Origin of the sequence: Nostoc sp. (assembly GCF_036917635.1) — a bacterium.
Classification (GTDB): domain Bacteria; phylum Cyanobacteriota; class Cyanobacteriia; order Cyanobacteriales; family Nostocaceae; genus Nostoc.
On record NZ_JBALCW010000021.1, the window covers coordinates 103,740 to 121,587 of the forward strand.

At 40.5% G+C, this 17,848-nt stretch carries 16 protein-coding genes and 1 pseudogene; 10 read left to right on the plus strand and 7 right to left on the minus strand.

All coding sequences use genetic code 11. From position 1 onward, the window contains the following. The first annotated feature begins 8 nt into the window (after positions 1-8). Genes V7K32_RS06445 through V7K32_RS06455 form a run of 3 tightly spaced genes read left to right on the plus strand, consistent with a single transcriptional unit; the run spans position 9 to position 2,660 of the window. Complete coding sequence (locus V7K32_RS06445; RefSeq protein ID WP_334991351.1) at positions 9-1,802, plus strand: tetratricopeptide repeat protein; 1,794 nt, start codon at positions 9-11, stop codon at positions 1,800-1,802. A 16-nt stretch (positions 1,803-1,818) separates the two neighbouring features. Next, complete coding sequence (locus V7K32_RS06450) at positions 1,819-2,172, plus strand: hypothetical protein (RefSeq protein ID WP_334991352.1); 354 nt, start codon at positions 1,819-1,821, stop codon at positions 2,170-2,172. A 5-nt stretch (positions 2,173-2,177) separates the two neighbouring features. Continuing rightward, a complete protein-coding gene (locus tag V7K32_RS06455) occupies positions 2,178-2,660 on the plus strand; it encodes a nucleotide exchange factor GrpE (protein ID WP_334991354.1) in 483 nt (160 codons plus the stop codon). Between the two features lie 97 nt (positions 2,661-2,757). On the opposite strand, the gene V7K32_RS06460 is transcribed toward V7K32_RS06455, so the two are convergent. From V7K32_RS06460 to V7K32_RS06470, 3 genes are all read right to left on the minus strand, one after another. After that, on the minus strand, positions 2,758-3,396 hold the full coding sequence (locus tag V7K32_RS06460; protein WP_334991356.1) for a pentapeptide repeat-containing protein: 639 nt from the start codon (positions 3,394-3,396) through the stop codon (positions 2,758-2,760). Continuing rightward, the gene (locus V7K32_RS06465) at positions 3,393-4,790 is read right to left on the minus strand and encodes a DICT sensory domain-containing protein (protein WP_334991358.1); all 1,398 of its coding nucleotides are present in this window, start codon (positions 4,788-4,790) and stop codon (positions 3,393-3,395) included. Before V7K32_RS06465 ends, V7K32_RS06460 begins: the two co-directional genes overlap by 4 nt. Before the next feature lie 100 nt (positions 4,791-4,890). Next, a complete protein-coding gene (locus V7K32_RS06470) occupies positions 4,891-6,480 on the minus strand; it encodes a photosystem II high light acclimation radical SAM protein (RefSeq protein WP_334991360.1) in 1,590 nt (529 codons plus the stop codon). A 584-nt stretch (positions 6,481-7,064) separates the two neighbouring features. Here V7K32_RS06470 and V7K32_RS06475 point away from each other — a divergent pair. The 4 genes from V7K32_RS06475 (at position 7,065) to V7K32_RS06490 (ending at position 9,788) form a co-directional block, all read left to right on the plus strand. Then, a complete protein-coding gene (locus V7K32_RS06475) occupies positions 7,065-7,460 on the plus strand; it encodes a DUF1830 domain-containing protein (RefSeq protein ID WP_334991362.1) in 396 nt (131 codons plus the stop codon). Positions 7,461-7,804: 344 nt separating this feature from the next. Next, positions 7,805-8,266, plus strand: coding sequence for a DUF4079 domain-containing protein (locus tag V7K32_RS06480; protein ID WP_334991364.1), 462 nt, complete (start codon positions 7,805-7,807; stop codon positions 8,264-8,266). 98 nt (positions 8,267-8,364) lie between these two features. Continuing rightward, on the plus strand, positions 8,365-8,931 hold the full coding sequence (locus V7K32_RS06485) for a hypothetical protein (RefSeq protein WP_334991366.1): 567 nt from the start codon (positions 8,365-8,367) through the stop codon (positions 8,929-8,931). Between the two features lie 83 nt (positions 8,932-9,014). After that, positions 9,015-9,788, plus strand: a complete 774-nt coding sequence (locus tag V7K32_RS06490) for an ABC transporter ATP-binding protein (protein WP_334991368.1) — start codon at positions 9,015-9,017, stop codon at positions 9,786-9,788. A gap of 133 nt (positions 9,789-9,921) precedes the next feature. Here the strand turns inward: V7K32_RS06490 and V7K32_RS06495 are convergent, their stop codons facing one another. Next, positions 9,922-10,692, minus strand: coding sequence for a response regulator transcription factor (locus V7K32_RS06495; protein ID WP_334991370.1), 771 nt, complete (start codon positions 10,690-10,692; stop codon positions 9,922-9,924). A 584-nt stretch (positions 10,693-11,276) separates the two neighbouring features. Here V7K32_RS06495 and V7K32_RS06500 point away from each other — a divergent pair. Beyond that, positions 11,277-11,525 carry a DUF6761 family protein gene (locus V7K32_RS06500; RefSeq protein WP_334884950.1) on the plus strand — a complete coding sequence of 83 codons (249 nt, stop codon included), beginning with the start codon at positions 11,277-11,279 and terminating at the stop codon, positions 11,523-11,525. Positions 11,526-12,017: 492 nt separating this feature from the next. Here V7K32_RS06500 and V7K32_RS06505 read toward each other — a convergent pair whose 3' ends face one another. Both V7K32_RS06505 and folB read right to left on the minus strand, forming a co-directional pair. Beyond that, entirely contained in the window at positions 12,018-13,301 is a 1,284-nt protein-coding gene (locus V7K32_RS06505) for a GGDEF domain-containing response regulator (RefSeq protein ID WP_334991372.1), read from the minus strand. A gap of 619 nt (positions 13,302-13,920) precedes the next feature. Then, positions 13,921-14,289, minus strand: coding sequence for a dihydroneopterin aldolase (gene folB, locus V7K32_RS06510; RefSeq protein ID WP_334991373.1), 369 nt, complete (start codon positions 14,287-14,289; stop codon positions 13,921-13,923). Positions 14,290-14,465: 176 nt separating this feature from the next. Between folB and menD the strand changes: the two genes are divergently transcribed. Continuing rightward, positions 14,466-16,211, plus strand: coding sequence for a 2-succinyl-5-enolpyruvyl-6-hydroxy-3-cyclohexene-1-carboxylic-acid synthase (gene menD / locus V7K32_RS06515; protein ID WP_334991375.1), 1,746 nt, complete (start codon positions 14,466-14,468; stop codon positions 16,209-16,211). A 326-nt stretch (positions 16,212-16,537) separates the two neighbouring features. On the opposite strand, the pseudogene V7K32_RS06520 reads toward menD, so the two are convergent. Further along, positions 16,538-16,729 (minus strand): annotated as a pseudogene (locus tag V7K32_RS06520) (DUF2887 domain-containing protein); the annotation flags it as partial. A 281-nt stretch (positions 16,730-17,010) separates the two neighbouring features. On the opposite strand from V7K32_RS06520, the gene menB reads away from it, so the two are divergent. Beyond that, positions 17,011-17,844: a 1,4-dihydroxy-2-naphthoyl-CoA synthase gene (menB, locus tag V7K32_RS06525; protein WP_334991377.1), complete on the plus strand. Its 834-nt coding sequence runs from the start codon at positions 17,011-17,013 to the stop codon at positions 17,842-17,844. Positions 17,845-17,848 lie beyond the last annotated feature (4 nt).

The following is a 17,848-nucleotide window of genomic DNA, read 5'->3' on the forward strand; positions in this document are numbered from 1 at the left end:
TGAAAAAAATGCTCAAACTGATTGTTAACTGGGTAAATTCAATCAGCCGTTGGCTTTTAGGAATCGGCATAATTGACCTATTTCAAAAAGCTTCTGCTTCTAAGTCTAGATTTCAACAGGCTCGTGAAATTGCCAAAAAGCATCGGTACATTGAAGCTTTAAAAATAGGAGAACAAATTATTGATGAATGGTATAATATTAGACTGAATGTAGAGGATCAATTCCGCCGCTTGATGATGAAGAATTTTCTCAAAGAAGCCAAAGCACATTTAGCTATTTGGGAACCTTTAGCACTGCGAGAGTATGATGCAGCACTGGAGCGATCGCACTGGTTAGCGACAGAAGGAAGATGGCAAGAGGCGATCGCATTATTAGAACCAATTCAACATCAATTTTTTCAACCACAGGGCAAAAAATTACTTGATAAAATTTATCAAATTTTTGCCGGGAAGACTTCATTGAAATTAGGTTTGTTTGCAGAGCAAGCAGGGAATTTGGAGGTGGCAAGAGAACATTACCAAAATGCGATATCAGTATCGCCAGAATGGAATTTGGAGTGTCAAATTAGACTTGGTATAATCGCTGTCAAAAGTGAAAAATGGGCAGAGGCAATTTCCCACTTAGAAAGTATTAATACAGAACAAGCTACTTATATTAGAGGATTTGCTTTAGCTAAACAAGGGAAGTTGCCACAGGCTGAACAGGAGTGGCAAAATATATCTCATTTAGTAGATTTAAAAGATTTAAAAAAATTATATCCGACTTCTGACTTAGTACGCGATAAGGACAATGCCAAACGGGAAATTCAAGAATTAGTTGATCAAGGAAATCTTTGGCAAGCGATGTTAGATAGTCAAGATTTTATCCAAAAATTTGGTGATGAACCAATTGTTAAAGAAAATCTTTATAAAAATATTCTTCCACGTATAGAAATTACTTTGTGGAGAGAACAAAAATGGCAGATAGTAAACCAAATTATAGAACAGCGTTGGTTGCGTGAATGGGATATCGCTGCTTTACATAACTTAGCATTAGCAAATTATTATCAAGCTGGAACTAATACTACCAAATTAGAAAACTTAATTGTAACTTGGTCAGCAGCAATTGCCAATTTACATCTCAACCCATCACTTCATAATCTTCCTTGGTTGGGAGAAACAGCAATTGACTGGCAAGAAGTTACCTTACAATTACAGCAACAAATAGAACCTTTATTGAAAAGGATTGAGGAGCCAAATTTAGCAGAATACACTCGACTATTTGATTTATACCGCTTAGAAGTCAAAGCCTTGAATTTGATGGGTACTCCTTCAAGCGCTGGTTTACGGGTAAAAGGTTTATTTATTACCCCTGGTTTTTACCAATGCTATTGCCACAAATTGAAGGTAAACCTATCAGCAGGTAGTCCATTATGGGCATTATACACAAGTTGGTGGCGGTCTGTATTAGCTTGTATGGAAGGGGATACTTTCACAGCTATGCAAATTAAACCTAAAAGCGAACCAACCTCAGAAGCAGAGATGTATGCACGAAAGTTTGTCGCCTACCATGAAGGTTGTTACTATCTTGATATTCCTCTGGGAGGATACCCACGTTGGCGTTCAGCAGTTGTACCTTTGAGTTTAGCCAAATCAGAAATTAATCAAAATTATGAGTGGTTAGAACATATCGAACAACTCTGTCAAAAACAATATAATATTATTTCTTGGAACAAGGAAGATAGTAAAGAATTTACACAATTTTGGTATAATTTAATAGCTAGTGCTACTGCTCAAGATTATTTAGAACAAGTTAATTATTAATAATTAAATATTTCAAATGATAAATACTAATCCCTACGAAATTCTGGAAGTATCACCGGAAGCATCAAATGCTGAAATTAATAAAGCATTTGCTATGGCGATGAAGACGCAGAAATATCCCCCAGATGTTATAGCAAAAGCTCGTAAAGCTTTACTTAATAAACAAGAACGTATTATTGCTGACTATTTACATCCGATTATACCCAATAATATCATTGATTTTCAACGTCAAGATTTTTCGTATTTAGAAGAGGAAAAATGCCTTAATTTTTTAGATGAATTTGATGGTTTAGAAGTAGCGAGCGCCAATGTAGAAAAAATCTCTGAAAGTGATTGCAGAATTGGATTAAATCTGATCAACTTTTTGTAGAAATTATGAATAAAAAAACTGAAGTATTTAGATTTAATAAAGAACAACGCAATCAATTAATCCAAGAGTTTGGCTCAATTATTAGAGAAAAAGTCATTCTCCAACAAACTTTACGCGAACAACAACAGCAAGCGATCGCAGATTCAGAAGAACTTTTTTTAGAGTTATTAGAAGTGTTGGATTCCTTAGAATTTTTACACAACTATATGAGCGAAAATCAAGAGTGTGTACCTACATCTTGGCAGCGGATCCCAAAATCTCTTAAAAGTGTAGAGAACAAGCTTTTGAACATACTCCAAAAACGGGGAGTTAAATCTATAGATTTTCAAGATACTCAACCAGATTTTAGGTTGTGTAAAGTAGTAGATAGAGAAATCCGCAACGATTTACCAAACCAGACAATTACAAAAGTTATTTTACGTGGGTTTAATGTAGGTGATAAACTATTACGAGCTATTGAAGTTATCACTTCCAAGACAGAAAAGTAGTAAGCTGTTGTGCTTTTAATTTGCCCATTCAGACGGTAGGGGGAGAGGGGAAAGACGAGAGAGAAAGTTTTCTTCTGCTCCTGAGTCCCCAGTTTAATTACGAAACCGCCTCCACAACTGTACCCACCACACACGCCTTATTCAAATTAACGCCGCTCAAATTTGCACCTTCTAACTCTGCACAGAGTAAATTCGCTCCTGTCAAATTCGCCCCTGCTAAATTCGCCCCCCGCAAGTCAGCTTCTTCTAAGTTTGCTTCACTCAACAAAGCCCCCTGCAAATCGGTGCGACTCAAATCTGCACCTTTGAGATTTGCCCCTGTCAGGTTTGCACCGCGCAAGTCAGCACCGCGCAAGTCCACGCCTTGCAAGTTCACATTCATTAAATTAGCACCACTCAAGAAAGCACCCATTAATGACACATCACTGAGTCTTGCTCCCATTAAGTTAGCGCCGCGCAAATTGCTACCTCGTAAGTCAGCGCCTGTTAAATCTGCTTGCATCAGGTTTGCTCCCATCAAGTTCGCCCGCAAGTCAGTTTCTTGGAGGTTTGCTCCCATCAAATTTGCCCCCTCCAAATGCCCACCTTCGAGTTTGGAACTAGCGAAATTAGTGCCGACAAGGGTAGCGCCTGCAAGATTAATCCGGCTTAAATCCAGTCGAGAAAGTTCCTCGTCTTCTAAATTTGCCCCTGGAAGTTGTTTGAGTTTTCCTAATTTAATGGCTTCAATATTCATGTAAAGTAACTACCAATCTCCTCACTTATCTTGCTTTGGCTATCCCATTGGGAATCAAGTATCCAGATGCCGGCGCTGACTTTGGGTGTCATCACGGGTAAGTCGAGTCCCTGTTGTAAACCCATAACTAATAAAGCTAGGGTATCTACAAGTTTAGGGTCAAAGCGGGTAGATTGTTGCTGTCTGCACTCATCTAAAGCTTGAGTAAATATCTCTTCCCGGCTTTGATTTGACGATTTTCGCTCATTGACTCGCCACTGAAAGTCTGCTAATAATGCCAAAATCCTCGACTCTAGGGGAATTTCATCTCCAGCTAAACCTGCTGGTTCACCTGTGCCATTCCACGACTCGCTTTGGTGAGTGATAATTTGGGCAACGGCTCGCAGTCTTGGCATGGTTCGCAATACTTGCGCCCCAGGTACTAAGGGACAAGTTAAGGGAGAACTGGGGGCATCTTCTTGGTAGCGTGTGGATATACCGCCACTGAGTAAGCTTTCTGCTTTCTGTAACGGATCTATGCGATGCAACAAAGCTGCTAGCCGTAACCTCTTAATCTGCCATGCGGGAAGATCCAAAAGCTGTCCGATCGCTTCTGCAAGTACTACTACTTCCGCAGCTGCCATTGGATTGTTGACATCTGCCATATCCATCAGTTGCGCCATTCGCAAAAAGGCTTGGATTTCGTTGGAAACCAAATTGCGATCTAGGGTTTGTTGCTGAAGTGCTGTAGGGATGGATAAATTATCTTGCCCAGTCTGGAGGTAATCTACTACACGGGAGACAACTGCACCTAAATTTTGCGATCTGTCCATTGACGGTACAATTTGTTCTTTCTCGGCTGTGAGCTTTTGTGCCAGTTCTGGGTTGTATTTTTTGATGTGAGCGATCGCTATTTCTGCTGTATCTTGCACTAACTCTGGCTCAAATGTCCACAAACCATAGAATTTACGCTCTAAGTCTGATGTCGGTACTCCAGTGCTGCCATAATCAGCCTCTGATAATTCTTGACAAATTACCATTGCTGTGTATTTAGGCGATAAAATAATTAAGTGCCACTCCTGAGCTACTGGATCGGCTGAATCTAATGCCACTAAGTCTACATTGGGTAAAAGACTTGTGGGATGTTCAGCAAAGCCGGATTCAGCAGCAGCCATAATCACAATTTGGCGGCTGCGCTGGGCGATATCTGCATATCGCCCGGCTTCTTGTAGATACCATTTCCCCTGTTGGAAAGCTGAGATTACTAGGGATGTACCGTCGTCGGTTAAGATATGGTCTTCTAGAGCATGGCACAGGGCAACTAAGGTATTTTTGTAGTAAACACCGAATCGAATTGGCCTGGTGGTGTGGCGATGGGCTGTTTCTAGCTTTTGTAGGATTGAACCTTCTAACATTGGATTGGGTGAAAATAACCGCAGAGGGGGAATGATTAGGGTAGGGGTAGGCGCGAGACAAGGTGATAAAATTTGCTCTTGTCTGATTCTGGGAACTTTATCAAACAGCTGCTAACTGTTTGTCTTTTTTCTCTATTGGTGCTGTAAGTGCTGCTTCTAAGTCGGCACAACCCAGCTTTTCTTCTAAAATTTTCATGACTTCGCGTCCGAAATCGTTAGGGTTTTGTTGCCAAGCTTGCAAGCAGACTTCTCCAAAAAATGAACCCAGAGGTTCAGGATTCCAAAGGAGCTTTTTGGCTGTCCAGGGCATCAAGCTCATTGGATCGTATCCTGGTTTGAGGATGCCTTCTTTGAATGCGTATTCTTCTAAATGGGTATGGGGTTGCAATCCAATAAAGAAAATGGCAGGTTCGACTTTATCAGCACCAAAAATTCGTTCTAGTTCGCGGTGGTAGGCGATGGTTTGGCGGATGGTTTCGGGACGTTCGTCAATGACGTTAAAGGAGTAGTTGACGGAAACCAAATCGTTGAAACCAGCTGCTTTTAAATCACGGCAGTTTTCCAAGACGGTGCGTAGGTTATACCCCATCCGCATTTTTCGCACGAGTTCTTGAGAACCACTGGTAATCCCGATTTCAAAATAGTTCATCCCGGTTTTTGCCATCAAGTCGCACAACTGGGGTGTCAAATTATCGGCTCTGATATATGCTGCCCAGTGGATATCTGTCATACCAGAATCGACGATTTTTTGCAATAGCTCTATGGCATCGTCGATAAATTTTCTGGCTGGGATGAATTGGGCATCGGTAAACCAGAAGTTGCGAATGCCGCGATTATATAATTGGCGCATCTCAGCAACTACTTCATCTGCTGGGTTGATGCGGACTTGTTTACCTTCGACGACAGTGTAGACGCAATAGCAGCAGTTGTGAGGACAACCACGCTTAGTTTGTACACCTATATAAAAGTCTTCTTCTTGCAGGTAAAAGTTAAATTCTGGCCAGATGCTTTCGATATAGTCGTAGTTACAAGCTGTTTTTTCTAGTGGAGTGGGTTGTTCGTGAATTAGCCTTTCCCGTGGTTGAGTTTCTCCCGCAACGTAACAGCGTTCATCTCGAAAATCTTTGCCACCTAAAAGTTTTTCCAGCAGGGTTTCCCCTTCACCCACAGAAATAATTGTCCCTTGGGGTAAGCTCTTACCCAACTGTTCGTAAAATACACTGACTGCACCACCACCTACAACTACACGGGCATCAGAATTATATTTTTGGGCGCGCTTTAAGCCACGTTTGATTAAGCCCTGATTCCGCCACAACTCTACATAGTAAGCGATGAAGATTCGCAAACCGCCCAATCCCCCACGTAGTTTCAATAAAGGATTCTTCGCGTAGTAAAATTCAAAGGCGTTTTGTAGTGGGTTGCCACCACGTCCACCAACTGGGGCATAAATTTGAATATCCCGCCACGAAAATACTAGCAGTGTCGGTTTAAATTCATCGATACAGCGATCCAGAGCAGAACTGTAGTCTAAAGGTGGCACTGTTCCCAAATCAAAAATGCGCTGTTCAATATTAGGGAACTGTTTGTGGACGTGATCGCTCAGGTAGACAACCCCAATGGGAAAGATAGGGTTACAAGGAAGGCGAACGTAAAGAATTCGATTTTCCATCATGGGTGTTTTGACTTCCATCTTGCCAATCGTTGGGGACGAGATAAATTCCAGTTTTAAAGGGTGTTTTTGTTTTGGCTGCTTTTAATCTGTGACAATTTGGCTTGACATTAAAGCCTATTACTGATATAGGTAGAAATTTTATTCAAAGATATAGGAATCAATGAAATTGGTTTCTGTACCAACCGCATGGCATCAAGAGAGGTTTTATGAAGACATTTTTCATATAGCTTTACGATAACATCGAGTTCATTCATTAAGCGATGATCCCAGGCTTTTAATCCTGCGATAGATGAAACACAAAAATCCACTCCTCAACTAGGCTCAAGGTAAGGGTATCTTTGCCATAGCTACCCTGTAGTTATTTGTCCTAAAGAAGTTAAAGGTTTTTTGCGATAAATTAAAAATTAAAAGATGTTCATATAGTGTATAATTGCAGACAAAGCATAAATTTTTACAAAATTTTTATAAACTGCGATATATCTTAAGATAAAAATAATCTACAAAAGTTCAGTTGGTAGTCGGAGTTACAGCAACTGGGGATCAAGCAATGCTAGGCTTGGCTAGTGTAATGTAAAATTGTGGCGTAAAGCTCCTCAGCAGTTATGGCTCAAATATTAGATCCTCTACCACCTGAGCAATCGGGAAAAATTCTCTGCTGCTACATTAATGCCACGAGCAAAATACAGGTAGCCCGCATCTCCAATATTCCCAACTGGTACTTTGAAAGAGTTGTTTTCCCTGGACAGCGTTTAGTGTTTGAAGCCCCGCGAAAAGGTCAGTTGGAGATTCATACAGGGATGATGGCAAGTGCAATTTTATCCGATAAAATTCCGTGCGATCGCTTGATGCTCGAAGAACCCAGTACTAGTGAGTTTTATACAGACTCATCAGATGAAAAAGACCCTATTAATACCAAACTAATGGTGCAGCAAATTAATACAAAAATCGGAGATACTACAAAACCCTTGCAAATTCTTGGTTTAGCGTCGGTTGATTAAAAAAAAAATTTATTAAATTTAAGGGTTGCTAATTCAGCAGCCCTTTTTGTTTATTATTTATTGGGCATTAAGAGTGCTGAGTTAAGAGTTAAGAGTTAAGAGTTAAGAGTTAAGAGTTAAGAGTTAAGAGTTAAGAGTTATACCAATTCTGTATGAAGATGCGCTAAACCATATTTAAGTACAAGAAAGAAAAACGAACCGCAAAGTCCGCAAAGAATACAAAGAAAGAAGAAGTTAAGAGGGTTTGGCGCAGCCTCACAAAGAAATGGTATTAGGAGTTAAGAGTTAAAGGTTAGGAGTTAGGAGTTAAGAATTATCCCCTCATCTCATTTACAATCATTCTTATGAATCTGCCTTCATTTCTTTGGTTGTGGAAAATAGCCGCCTGGTCGATGGGGTTGTCCCTGCTAGCATATCTAATGTTAGCAGTCACCGGCGTTTGGATGTTTCAGGCGAGAACTTCGCAGCAATTCCCTTTTATTACCCCATTTATGGGCGGAAATAAAGGGGTGCGATCGCTCCACTATACAATGGGCATCAGCATGGTAAGTTTAGTACTACTACTGCTAGCGATCGGCATTGTTGGAACTCTCGGTCACTTTGGCTCCTTGGGTCACTCATCACATTTAGTTTCTGGATTGATAGTAGTAGGATTAGTTTTACTATCTGCTTTCAGTGCGACGCAAATTAGCGCCGGACGACCTTGGGCTAGACCCTTACACGTCGGCGTAAATATTATTCTATTTATAGGATTTGCCTGGGTATCCCTTACTGGTTGGATTGTAGTGCAAAAGTATTTACCGTAAAGGATAATTTGCAATTTCAAAGTGGCATAGCTTATGTGCGACGGGCGAAGTAGGACATAGACCTACCCTACAATGAAGAAAAGCATTGTAATTGAGCCGTGACAGCAAACTCAGCCAATATTTCAGCTTCTGTATTTCGTCTGTCTCCTTTGATTCGGATAACGCTGCTGAGTCTATACATAGCACTCACAGTCCCATTACCGTTCTTATCGCAGGTAACAGCAGCACCAGTACCCCCAAAATTATTGTGGATAGGGATTAGCATCGGCTTCGTTGCTTTGTATGCTGTATTGACTGAACGAGTAACGGTAGATGACCAGGGAATTCAGGTTACTTACCCCGCTTGGGTACCTAGCTTTTTTCGTAAAGGCTGGTTTTTACCTTGGTCAGATGTGAAAGAGTTAAAACCCCGCACCACTGGTCAAGGAGGGCTAGTTTATTACTTCCTCAGCCAGGATGGGAAAGCTTATTTATTACCAATGCGTGTAGCCGGATTTGCCCGTTTCGTGCAAATTGTCCAAGCAAAGACAGGTCTCGATACCACAGATGTTCGCCCTTTAGCACAGCCGTGGATGTACTTGATTTTACTAGTATTCACACTGCTGTTACTATTAGTCGATGGCTGGACGATCGCTACAGCCTTAACTACCAGACAATTAACTTAAAATTGGGTATTGGGTATTGGGCATAGTTATTTCCCTTGTCCCCTTGTCTCCTTGTCCCCTTGTCCCCTTGTCCCCTTGTCCCCTTGAATACAGCAAAAGCCACACTCAGGCTAGAGCAAGTTAATCTGTTTACGAAGCTGAAAACCCAACTTCCAGGCAATCAGCAAGGATACCCCATATTGCGAGATATTTGCTTAGGAATATTTCAGGGCGATCGCATTGCCATTGTAGGGCCAGTAGGTGCTGGGAAAACTTCGTTATTACGACTCCTCAATCGCCTCATTGAACCCAGTAGTGGCAAAATCTATCTAGAAAACCAAGAATATCGCCAAATTCCCGTCATCCAGCTACGCCAGATGCTTGTACTTGTATTACAAGAATCAAAACTGTTAGGGATGACAGTTGGGCAAGCCTTGGCTTATCCTTTAGTTTTGCGTGGTTTATCCAAACAGACAATTCAGCAACGAGTCAATCATTCGACAGAACAACTGCATATTCCCAGTGAATGGTTAGGGCGAACTGAGGTACAACTTTCTGCTGGACAACGACAACTAGTAGCGATCGCTCGTGCCTTAGCCATCCAGCCTAAAATATTATTATTAGACGAGCCAACCTCTGCGCTTGATGCTAGTACTGCTTCTCATCTAATGCAAGTCTTAACCCAGTTAAGTCAAACTCATCAAACTACGATTTTGATGGTAAACCACCAACTGGAACTAGCCCAGATGTTTTGCACTCAGTTATTACACTTACACCAAGGCCATTTATTAGCAAATCAAACAGTCTCTGAAATCAACTGGGTTGAATTACGAGAAAGCTTAATTCAAGCAGAAGCTCAAGACGATTTTGGATTTTAAATTTTGGATTAGTCAATCGTCATTGAGCATTGGGCATTAAGAGTGCTGAGTTAGGAGTTAAGAGTTAGGAGTTAAGAGTTAATAATTATCCCCTCATCTCCCCCATATTCCTATTCCCCACTCCCCATTCCTATCACACACTACTACTAAGCGTTGAACGTTGATTATTAAATCTCTCTCTAGCTAACTTTGTTGTTTGTGATTGTGAAATATTGCTATTCAAAATTTCCATATTAAAACGGTATCCTACATTACGGATAGTTTGAATCAAATTGGGTTGGCGAGGATCAAGTTCAACCTTTTTCCGCAACGATAAAACGTGAGTATCAATGGTACGAGGGTTATCGATAGCGTCAGGCCAAGCACGGCGCAGTAATTCTGACCTACTAAGAGGCACTCCCCCAGCTTGTGCCAAAACGTACAGCAAACTGAATTCTTGAGGTGTTAAGTCAATGAACTCCCCCTGGAAGCGGACACGGCGCTGAACTAAATCGATTTGCAAAGTGCCATAATCCAAATAAGCTGGAGCAGTAGGTGTGCGCTTCCGGCGAATTAGCGCCTCTACCCGTGCCAAAAACTCTTGCATCCCAAAAGGTTTGCTCAGATAATCATCTGCACCCGCCTTTAAACCTGCGACTATATCACCTTCAGTATTACGGGCAGATAGCATTAAGATTAGAGGCTGCTGCTGACGATGCAACCAACGACAAAACTCAATGCCATCACCATCAGGGAGGTCTGCATCCAAAACTACCAGTGTTGGTTGATGGCTTAAAAATACTTCCCTTGCTTGATAAATGCTGGCAGCTTGATGCACACGGTATTCCAGTTGTTGCAAGTGCCAACCCAGCAACGACCTCAGATGGGGATTCCCCTCAATGATTTCTATACAAACCGAACCCACAGTGGCAAGACCCCTTAGCGTCGATGACTTTCAAAGTAACAAGCTCATCTCTAAGGTTTTGTAGCCTTTGTTACTTCAATAGCTATTAGCTTTACATTTCCTCATAAAAATAGTGGCAATATCTTTGAATTTATGCCTTGCCGAAGGCGATTAGAAATATTCTTAAATTTTTATTAAATTTATCGAAACATTTGTTAAACTTATGGGAAATTCTTCTAGCTTAACATTTTGCTTTTAGATGAGAACTCTTGCCAAAAACTATAGCCTAAGCAGCTAGCTTTTACCACAACAGTTTTTTAACCTGATGATAAAAGTGGATTCGGAACTTGCAGAAATTAGTCCCTACACCCACGAATATATCACCAATACAATTTGGCTGTTGAGTATGAAAATCATAAAAATAACTTAGCAGATAACTAGAATCGATGTTTTCTGGAATAGGATTAGAGTAGCTTGTAACTGCTAGGAGGGTACTCCCCAAAGTAGATGTGTTGACTTTGAGTTGATGCCAAAGTGAAATTACAGTTCACATTTGAGCGTAAATCATTTACAATTCTCATTCCAAAGAGTTTAATACAGCAGTTATGCTCCAAGACACACAAACCATCCGCTATTACCAAAGACTTACCGACGCCTTCGTCGAGTTATGGAATCGCGGTTATCGCACGGATGACATGCGGATGTATTTGGATGGATATCTAGCCGCACTACGACATGGGAATATTCTTGAACCTATCCTGATTCATCGCTTAGAAGAGGAAGCCAGCCGCTACTTGTACGATGGATCAAATTTTGCAGTCCCGCAACCACAGCCATTACGCGATTACTACTAAGTACTATTTATCTAGTCGTTGATAGTAACCGTTAATTACCGCAGATGATTATAGCATATTATCTGTATTGGTCAACTAATGCCGTGGTGTGAGATTTTGGAGATATTGTATTGATAAAACGCATCCCCTCAGCGCTAGATTGGTCTTGCCAATGCGGCTGAGGGGATTGTTGACTAGCCCTGAAATCGAACCGCAACGCGCAACGCGAGAGTTATTTCTCATTAGTCATTAGCACTCTTTTATTACTCTCGTCAGATTAAATTTTAAACCCTATTTTGGCGTTAGTCCGCGCAGGCGGACTTTGCTTTGTGTAGCCGCGATTTATAATCGCTTGGATTATTCTCTCTCCAGAGTCATAGAAGAGCGCTAACGAAGCCGTTGGGTAAGAACTTTAGTCCTGATAATCCTTGTTTTGAGCGATAAATCGCTCACTACGAACTAGGATTTTATTTTCTGTTTAATTATGCCTGCCTACTTAACACAAAGGACTAATTAACTAAATATGGTATAAGTAGCTTTTCCCTGCCTTTTAGCTCGGTACATAGCAATATCAGCATCTCGCAGCAGAGTTGCAGGCTCCTCATAATTACTAAAATTCCAAGTAATACCAATGCTAGCTGTAGTAGATAATTGATATCCATTCAGGTTAACTGGCAATCTTAAGGAGTCTTGAATCCGATTAGCAACATTGGTAGCATCGGTAATATCTTTAATATCCTCCAAAAGAACTGTAAACTCATCACCACCAAATCGTGCTACAGTATCGCCACCGCGTAAGCACAACTCTAAACGTCTAGCGATCGCTACTAAAAAATAATCCCCTATTCCATGCCCAAAGCGATCGTTAATCTCCTTGAAGCCATCTAAATCTAAAAATAAAACTGCAAAATAATAATTTTTTCTGCGTTTGCTACGTTCAATTGTTTGTCTGAGCCGATCTAAAAATAAAACCCGATTCGGTAATTCTGTAAGCCCATCATAAAAGGCATTGCGGATCAGTTGCGCCTCTGTCTGCTTGCGTTTGGTAATGTCTTGAAAAACTAAAACTGCGCCAGTAATATTGCCATTTTGATCCCGAATTGGTGCAATATTATCCCCAATCGCTATTTCTTTGCCATCTTTGCTAATCAATGTACAGTTTTCTGGTAAATTGAAAATTTCGCCTGATTCGATTACATATTTAGCTAAATTTTCAATTCTTTCTCCTACATCTTTGTCAACTAAACTAACGACTTCTTCTAAATTTTTCTCCAATGCTTCACTTTGCTTCCAGCCAGTGATTAGTTCTGCTTTACGATTCATCATTTGAATAGAACCATTTGCATAAGTCACAATCACTGCACAGCCCATGCTGTTAATAATTGCCGTCAGCCTCTGTTTTTCTTCGTATAATATCTTTTTGCTCTGATGTTTGTACAGAGCCATTTCAATCGCTAAATATAAATCACTTTCAATAAATGGTTTAACTATGTAACTAAAAGGCTCACTTAGCTGATTTTTTGGTAATGTTTTATATTCCGAACACTTTGTTAAATATACTACAGGGACATTAAACTGATTCTGGATAATATCCGCTACATGTACACCGTCAATTTCCCCAGCTAGGCAGATATCAATTAATACTAAATGTGGATCAGTTTCTGCTACCTTTTTTATTGCCTCTTCACCAGACTTAATTATTTCGGAAACTGAATAACCTAATTTTTCTAAACTATTTCTAATATTTGAGGCTAGGATTTTCTCATCCTCAACAACTAGGATTTTCCGGGCGAACATGTTAAAATAACCTGTTTGCTAAGGTTAAGATTTTTGTTATGAGTATCAACTCATGTAAAATTTCATTATTCTATCATAAACAATCTTTAGCTATTCTGTCTTCTTGCTTGATATAAATACTGAGTAACGATCAAATAACATCATGTTATTAAGCTCCCATAATTTCTGTAATTGTCAAAGCTAATTCTGATTATTTCATGCGGCTAATGTCAATTTAGTAACATTAAACATAATTTTCTATGTAATTACTAGCAATCAAGAAGCTATCTTTATGACTTAGTTAATAATTTTTTATAAAATAATTATTAACTATAGTATTTATATAAAAATTAATCAAGAAAAAAATTATCAAATAACACTATAGTACTTTTCTGGAAGTGAAAATAATATCGTGTGTTATTATTAATATAATAGTAACGACTCACTATAATATTACTAAAAATTAATCCTTATCTGGAATTAAAAATTTTAAACTAGAAATAGCTTAATTGTTGGCTTATTCACCCGCCTGGAACTAAAGTTCCAGGCTAATAGCTAAAGTCTACTCAAGTAGACTAAAGATTGTTAGGTGTATTTAGTCATCAAGAATAGATATTGAGAAAAGAACAGCTTTTATGCTTTAGAGATTGGACTTAGTTTTAGTCAGTTCAATGCTAATTTTGCCACCAAAGTCTGGAATAGGTGCAGCAGGTTTGCTCAGAATGACATGAACTTGTGTTACACGAGCGCATTCTCGGAGAATAGAATCTGCGATCGTTGTTACCAATTTCTCCAGTAAAGCAAAGTTAGACGTTTTGACCAGATGTTGTATCAAGCTAATGACGCTGCGATAATCTAAAGTGTCTTCGATGGCGTCAGTCTTGGCCGCTGTGGAGAGATCCAACCATAACCTCACATCCACCTCAAACCATTGTCCTAACACCTGTTCTTCTGGTAGATACCCAGTGTAGCCATAGCAGCGAATTCCCGTTAAATGAATGCAGTCCATAAATGTTTGAGAGCAAATTGTGCATTTTGTAGAAACTAGAGTAAGTTTGCTTGGAGATTTTCCTGACCACAAACTCGCATGGGGGTGTTGGATTCCATTTTTGCATTTGTCAAATCCCAGATGGATTTTGATTTTAAATTGATCCCTAGATAAAATCTAAAATTTAATTTATAGCTATGTTTGATTTTAGGAATGTTAATCAAGTTTGGGCTTATATTTTAACAGAGACGCTAAAGCGATTGGGATTGACTTGTGCTATTATTTGTCCGGGATCGCGTTCTACACCCTTAGCGATCGCCTTTGCTCAACAAGCACCTGAGATTGAAGCGATTTCGATTCTCGATGAACGTTCCGCTGCCTTTTTTGCCTTGGGACAAGCTAAAGCAACCGGACGACCTGTAGTATTAGTTTGCACCTCTGGTACAGCAGGAGCAAATTTTTATTCAGCAGTAATCGAAGCCTCATATAGTCGCATCCCACTGTTGCTATTAACCACCGATAGACCCCCAGAATTGCGAGATTGTCACTCTGGTCAAACTGTAGATCAGTTGAGATTATATGGAAACTACCCAAATTGGCAAACAGAGTTAGCCTTACCCTCTGTTGATATGGGAATGTTAGCCTATCTGCGACAAACGGTAATTCATAGCTGGGAAAGATCGCAAACTCCGACAAAGGGGCCAGTACATTTGAATATTCCCTTTAGCGATCCTTTAGCACCTGTTCCTGATGGAAGTGACTTGAGTTATTTACAGTCCCAGTTCCACCCAGAAGACTTCTTCGCAGGAATAACAAACACTACCCCATTCCCTATTCCCCATTCCCAACTCCCCATCCTCCAACAATGGAAAGAATGCGATCGCGGCATTATTATCGCAGGTGTTGCCCAACCGTCGCAACCAGAAGAGTATTGTAAGGCGATCGCGCACCTTTCCCAAACTCTCAAATGGCCCGTGCTAGCTGAGGGACTCTCCCCAGTCAGAAATTACGCCGAACTCAATCCTTATTTGATTTCCACCTATGACCTAATTTTGCGAAATCAGCAACTAGCAAAGCAGCTAGCACCCGAAATACTGATTCAGGTGGGTGAAATGCCTACGAGTAAAGAACTGCGTAACTGGATAGATGCAACCCAACCGCGACGCTGGGTAATTCATAAGAGCGACCAAAACCTCGATCCTTTGCATGGGAGAACGACGCATTTACGGATATCTGTAGAAGACATAAAGATAGAGGAGGGAAATTTATCTTTCTCCTCAGACTATGGAAAGCAATGGTGTGATGCAGAAACTAAGGTCAGGTTAGTTGTTGATCAGACGATGGGGAAAATAGATGAGGTCATTGAGAGTAAAGCAGCTTGGTTAATTTCTCAGATTTTACCACCAGGAACGCCACTGTTTATTGCCAATAGTATGCCTGTGCGGGATGTGGAATATTTCTGGAAACCGAATAATTTAGGAGTGCGATCGCACTTTAACCGGGGTGCAAATGGTATAGATGGCACATTATCCACAGCTTTAGGAATTGCCCATCGCCAGCAAAGTAGTGTGATGTTAACGGGAGATTTATCGCTGTTGCATGACACAAATGGTTTTTTAATCCGCAATAAGTTTGTCGGACATCTGACGATTGTGTTAATCAACAACAATGGCGGTGGAATTTTTGAAATGTTACCCATTGCCAAATTTGAGCCACCATTTGAAGAGTTTTTTGGGACTCCCCAAGATATTGATTTTGCTCAGTTATGCGCTACTTATAATGTGCAGCATGAATTGATTACTTCTTGGCAACAGTTGCAGCAAAGATTAAACCCGCTCCCAACTAGAGGAATTCGGGTTTTAGAGTTGCAGACAAATCGCAAAGCTGATGCCAAGTGGCGACAGCATAATTTAAGTAAGTTTGCGGCGGATATTGCGATTTAGTAATGTCATTAGGGTTGAATAAATAGCAGTATGAAAGATAGCAATTAGGTTAAATGCTTATGATATCAAATTCAAAATGGCTATACTACAAACATTTAAAGTGTAATTGTGAAAACTTTACTAGAGCAGGGAACGGTGGAGATAGTTTAGTAAAATTTCATAATATAAAAGGAATATATCAACCAATAGCCTTTTATGGTATTGGGGATTGCATATAAAAAATTTACTTGGAGTACAAAAATTTTTTACTAGTATATTGCTTATAGATCGCCCATAAATAAAGGATTACGTCCAGATTTAATTTTATTGTTAAGGTCTTGGATATATAGTCGTAAAACGACGTTTCTTTCTCCTTCTTCCTCTGCTTCCCGAATAGCCCGTGGTTCTTCCAAATTCAGTCCGAACATCGCTTGAATCTCCTCTCGACTAAGGTTAGAAAACTTGTAGACGATAATCGTCATCACTAAATCAATTATCGCTTGCTCCGATTGTTGCTGTGCAAGTTGTAGCAAAAACCGCGTCTAATTCGATTATGCAAATTAAGTAGGTAGGCAAGATAAAACCAAACTATGTAACGAAAAGTAAAATCTCTGTATTTGGCTCGTAGTTGCGCCCTCTTGCGCTTTAGCGCAACTACGAGCCAGTGATGATTATTTGCCCCCACTTACTTAAATGTTTTTTAGCTTACCAGATTGTAAAGGCTTGAGACAACAATTTTAGCGTAGGCGTAGCCCACCCCAGGTATCGCATGTCCCTACGTCCGCGATAAAATTTTCAAACAACAGCGCACTCTATACCAATGCAAATTAACTGGCAAACTGCCAAAACCTACGAAGATATTCTGTATCAAAAAACTGATGGCATTGCGAAAATCACCATCAACCGTCCCCATAAACGCAATGCTTTTCGTCCTGAAACAGTCTTTGAACTGTACGACGCTTTCTGTAATGCTCGTGAAGATACTACTATTGGTGTCGTCCTCTTTACTGGATATGGGCCACACACTGATGGCAAATATGCCTTCTGTTCTGGTGGCGATCAAAGTGTGCGGGGACATGCAGGTTATGTAGACCATACTGGCATTCCCCGCTTGAATGTGCTGGACTTACAACGCCTGATTCGTTCCATGCCGAAAGTTGTGATTGCTTTAGTAGCTGGATATGCGATCGGTGGTGGACATGTCCTACACTTAATTTGCGACCTTACCATCGCTGCCGATAATGCCATTTTCGGACAGACTGGCCCGAAAGTTGGCAGTTTCGACGGTGGTTTTGGAGCCAGCTATCTCGCCCGCGTTGTCGGACAAAAAAAAGCTAGAGAAATTTGGTTTCTCTGCCGCCAATATGATGCACAACAAGCGCTAGAAATGGGCTTAATTAATTGTGTCGTCCCAGTCGAACAACTAGAAGCAGAAGGTATTAAATGGGCGCAGGAGATTTTAGAAAAAAGTCCGATCGCAATTCGGTGTCTCAAAGCCGCCTTCAACGCTGATTGTGACGGACAAGCTGGTTTACAAGAACTTGCTGGTAATGCCACCCTACTCTATTACATGACAGAAGAGGGGTCTGAGGGCAAACAAGCATTTCTGGAAAAGCGGCCACCAGATTTCCGCTCTTTTCCTTGGTTACCTTAAAACT

Bases quoted from the DNA above. Each gene is read 5' to 3' on its own strand.
- V7K32_RS06445 (WP_334991351.1), top strand. From the start codon at position 9: ATGCTCAAACTGATTGTTAACTGGGTAAATTCAATCAGCCGTTGGCTT.
- V7K32_RS06450 (WP_334991352.1), top strand. From the start codon at position 1,819: ATGATAAATACTAATCCCTACGAAATTCTGGAAGTATCACCGGAAGCA.
- V7K32_RS06455 (WP_334991354.1), top strand. From the start codon at position 2,178: ATGAATAAAAAAACTGAAGTATTTAGATTTAATAAAGAACAACGCAAT.
- V7K32_RS06460 (WP_334991356.1), bottom strand. From the start codon at position 3,396: ATGAATATTGAAGCCATTAAATTAGGAAAACTCAAACAACTTCCAGGG.
- V7K32_RS06465 (WP_334991358.1), bottom strand. From the start codon at position 4,790: ATGTTAGAAGGTTCAATCCTACAAAAGCTAGAAACAGCCCATCGCCAC.
- V7K32_RS06470 (WP_334991360.1), bottom strand. From the start codon at position 6,480: ATGGAAGTCAAAACACCCATGATGGAAAATCGAATTCTTTACGTTCGC.
- V7K32_RS06475 (WP_334991362.1), top strand. From the start codon at position 7,065: ATGGCTCAAATATTAGATCCTCTACCACCTGAGCAATCGGGAAAAATT.
- V7K32_RS06480 (WP_334991364.1), top strand. From the start codon at position 7,805: ATGAATCTGCCTTCATTTCTTTGGTTGTGGAAAATAGCCGCCTGGTCG.
- V7K32_RS06500 (WP_334884950.1), top strand. From the start codon at position 11,277: ATGCTCCAAGACACACAAACCATCCGCTATTACCAAAGACTTACCGAC.
- V7K32_RS06505 (WP_334991372.1), bottom strand. From the start codon at position 13,301: ATGTTCGCCCGGAAAATCCTAGTTGTTGAGGATGAGAAAATCCTAGCC.
- folB (WP_334991373.1), bottom strand. From the start codon at position 14,289: ATGGACTGCATTCATTTAACGGGAATTCGCTGCTATGGCTACACTGGG.
- menD (WP_334991375.1), top strand. From the start codon at position 14,466: ATGTTTGATTTTAGGAATGTTAATCAAGTTTGGGCTTATATTTTAACA.
- menB (WP_334991377.1), top strand. From the start codon at position 17,011: ATGCAAATTAACTGGCAAACTGCCAAAACCTACGAAGATATTCTGTAT.